Genomic DNA, 2415 nt, shown 5'->3' with positions numbered 1-2415 from the left:
CGCCGCCGGGACGCTCGTCGCGGGCGGGGCCGGCCTGGCGCTGTCCTCCTCGGGCAGCGGGATCGCGGCCTCGCGGGCCGCGCTGACCGGCAGGCTGGCCGCGGCGACGCTCGCCGAGACCGCCCCGCCGGTACCCGCGTCGGCCGCGTTCCCTCAGCTCGGCACCGTCCCGTTCGTGACCCCGAACGCCGACTTCTACCGGATCGACGTCGCCCTGACGATTCCCGCGGTCCGGGCCGAGGACTGGTCGCTGCGGGTGCACGGCCGGGTCGGGCGCGAGCTCGTCCTCACCGTCGACGACCTGCTGCGACGCCCGCTGGTGCAGCGCACGATCACGATGACCTGCGTGTCCAACACGGTCGGCGGGAACCTGGTGTCCACCGCGGACTTCGTCGGTGTCGAGCTGGCCCCGTTGCTGCTGGAGGCCGGCGTCGACCCGTCCGCGGACCAGATCGTCTCCACCAGCCGCGACGGCTGGACCGCGGGCACCCCCACCGCAACCGTGCTGGAGCCCGGCCGCGGCGCGCTGCTCGCACTCGGCATGAACGGTGAGGCGCTGCCGGTCGAGCACGGCTTCCCGGTGCGCATGGTCGTCCCGGGTCTCTACGGCTACGTCTCGGCCACCAAGTGGCTCGCCGACATCGAGCTGACGACCTTCGCCGAGCGCAGCGTGTACTGGCGCGACCGTGGCTGGGCCGAGCGCGCCCCGATCAAGACCCAGTGCCGCATCGACGCCCCGGTCGGCTTCTCGAAGCTCCCGGCCGGACGTGTGCAGGTCGCCGGGGTCGCGTGGGCGCAGCCGGTCGGGATCACCGCCGTCGAGGTCCGCGCCGACGACGGCCCATGGGTGCGGGCCGAGCTGGCCACCGAGGTCAACCCGAACACCTGGCGGATGTGGCGGGCCGAGCTCGACCTCTCCCCCGGCAGCCACACCCTCACCGCCCGCGCCACCGACCGCCGCGGGCTCGTCCAGACCGACGTCCGCGTCGAACCGATCCCGGACGGCGCGACGGGCTGGCCCAGCACCATCATCACCGTCGTCTGAACCGATTCCCGGGGCTCTCGGAAAAAGATCCGGAAACTTCCCGGAAATCCCGAACCGCCCGGGCCCACGGCCCGAACAACTCATCGACAGTCCAGACAGGACAGACAGTTTCCTCGAAAGGGAATTCAGCCATGCGCGCCTCTCGCACCCTCGCCACCGTCGGCCTGCTCGCCGCCCTCTCGCTCGGCCTCACCGCCTGTGGCGGCGGCAGCGACACCTCCGCCCCGCCCGCGGCGGCCCCGGCCTCCTCCTCGGCCCCGGCGACCACCGCCGCCGCCGACGGCGTCACCACCAACGACGACGTCTTCGGCCCGGCCTGCAGCCAGCTGCCGCAGGGCGACGAGCCCGGCTCGCTGAACTCGATGGGCCCGCAGCCGGTCGCCACCGCCGCGAGCACCAACCCGCTGCTGACCACGCTGGTCACCGCCGTCGGCAAGGTCCCCGGCCTGGCCGACACCCTGAACCAGCAGCAGGGCATCACCGTCTTCGCCCCGGCCAACGACGCCTTCACCGCGGTGCAGCAGCAGCTCGGCGAGGAGAAGTTCAACGCCCTGCTCGCCGACACCACCCAGCTGCAGGGCCTGCTCTCCTACCACGTGACCCCGGAGCGCCTCGACGCCGCGGGCCTCGTGGAGAAGAAGACCCTGACCCAGCTGGCGGGCGGTGACCTCACCATCGGCGGCACCGCCGAGGCCCCCACCGTCACCGACGGGCAGGGCAACACCGCCAACATCCTCTGCGGCAACATCCCGACCGCGAACGCCACCGTGTTCGTGATCGACAAGGTCCTCATGCCCACGAGCTGACGACCGACAGCACGAGACGACGGGCCCGGGGTGCGAACCCCGGGCCCGTCGTCGTACGAACACCCTGCTGTGACCGCGACCCCGATCCACCCCGCCGCGTCCCTCACCCGGCCGCGGGCGGTGGTCACCGGCCTGCTCGGCGTCGGCTCGGCCCTCGCCGTGGGCGACCTCGTCGCGGGGCTGGTGGCGCCGGCGTCGTCGCCGTTCCTGACCGTCGGCGACCAGTTCGTCCGGCTGACCCCGGAGTGGCTGAAGCAGTTCGCGATCGCCACGTTCGGCACCGCCGACAAGCTCGCGCTGCTGACCGGGATGGCGCTGGTGATCACCGGGCTGGCCGTGGCCGCCGGGCTCCTGGCCCGGCGACGACCCGCCCCGGGCGTGGCGGTCGTCGTCGCGATGGGGGTGACCGCCCTGGTCACCACGGTGCTCGCGCCCGCGTTCCGGCCGGTCGACCTGCTCGCCCCCGCCGTGGCGCTCCTCGTCGGGCCGACGGTGTTCCTCGCGGTGCACGCCGCGTTCACCCGGGCGGCCCGGGACGGCCTGGGCGCCGCCGCGCCGCTGTCG

At 73.9% G+C, this 2415-nt stretch carries 2 protein-coding genes and 1 pseudogene; all 3 read left to right on the top strand.

Annotated features, from left to right (window positions below):
* The coding region (locus tag GTW08_RS05545; protein ID WP_161151511.1) for a molybdopterin-dependent oxidoreductase at positions 1–1045 on the top strand (1045 nt) is incomplete at its 5' end.
* Between the two features lie 131 nt (positions 1046–1176).
* Complete coding sequence (locus GTW08_RS05540) at positions 1177–1851, top strand: fasciclin domain-containing protein (RefSeq protein ID WP_073574338.1); 675 nt, start codon at positions 1177–1179, stop codon at positions 1849–1851.
* A 69-nt stretch (positions 1852–1920) separates the two neighbouring features.
* Positions 1921–2415: pseudogene (locus GTW08_RS05535) on the top strand (hypothetical protein); the annotation flags it as partial.

It is taken from the genome of Pseudonocardia sp. SID8383 (assembly GCF_009864975.1).
In the GTDB taxonomy this organism is placed as follows: domain Bacteria; phylum Actinomycetota; class Actinomycetes; order Mycobacteriales; family Pseudonocardiaceae; genus Pseudonocardia; species Pseudonocardia alni.
Note: the sequence above shows the minus strand (reverse complement) of the source record. Positions and strands in the feature narration are given on the sequence as shown.

Coding starts and splice junctions, on each gene's coding strand:
- GTW08_RS05540 (WP_073574338.1), top strand. CDS start 1,177: ATGCGCGCCTCTCGCACCCTCGCCACCGTCGGCCTGCTCGCCGCCCTC.